The organism is Mycobacterium intermedium, assembly GCF_002086275.1.
Classification (GTDB): domain Bacteria; phylum Actinomycetota; class Actinomycetes; order Mycobacteriales; family Mycobacteriaceae; genus Mycobacterium; species Mycobacterium intermedium.
Genome location: NZ_MVHT01000285.1, coordinates 1 through 750, shown reverse-complemented (window position 1 = coordinate 750; position 750 = coordinate 1). Strand labels below are relative to the sequence as shown.

The following is a 750-nucleotide window of genomic DNA, read 5'->3' as shown; positions in this document are numbered from 1 at the left end:
TCCCAGCGTTGCAGCAGCGCCTCGATGCTGGCCGCATCGAACACATCGGTGCGGAACTCCACCGTGCCGGCGATCCCCGCCGGCTCACCCCCGCTGCCCCACCGCTCAGCCAACGACAACGACAAATCCATCCGCGCCGTATGGGTCTGGACCGCCACCGGCGTGACGCTCGCCTGCCCCAACACCAACGCGGTGTCGGTGTCCTTGCCCTGCCAGTTCTGCCAGGCCAGCATCACCTGAAACAGCGGATGATGCGCCAAACTGCGGGCCGGGTTGACCCGCTCCACCAACACCTCAAACGGCACATCCTGATGCTCAAAAGCCGCCAGGCTGCGCCCCCGCACCCGCCCCAACAACTCCGCCACACTGGGATCCCCGGCCAGATCCACCCGCAACACCAACGTGTTGACGAAAAAACCCACCACATCATCGAGCGCGGGATCAGCCCGCCCCGCGATCGGGAACCCCACCGCCACATCCGCACTACCACTCAACACACCCAACACCGCCGCCAACGCGGCCTGCACCACCATGAAACCGGTCGCATTGTGCGCACGCGCCACCGCGGCGATCTGCTGCTGCAACGACGCCGGCCACTCGAAAATTACGGTGGCCCCGGCATAATCAGCCACCGCCGGATACGGCCGATCCGTCGGCAACACCAGCCGCTCCGGCAACCCCGCCAACGCCTCCTGCCAATACCGCACCTGCCCCGCGATCACACTGCCCGCATCACCCACATCCCCCAAC

1 protein-coding gene is annotated in these 750 nt (G+C 66.5%); it reads right to left on the bottom strand.

Going from position 1 to position 750, the window contains the following annotated elements; all coding sequences use genetic code 11:
• On the bottom strand, nucleotides 1–750 hold a 750-nt coding region (locus tag BST27_RS30700; RefSeq protein ID WP_249025753.1), incomplete at both ends, for a condensation domain-containing protein.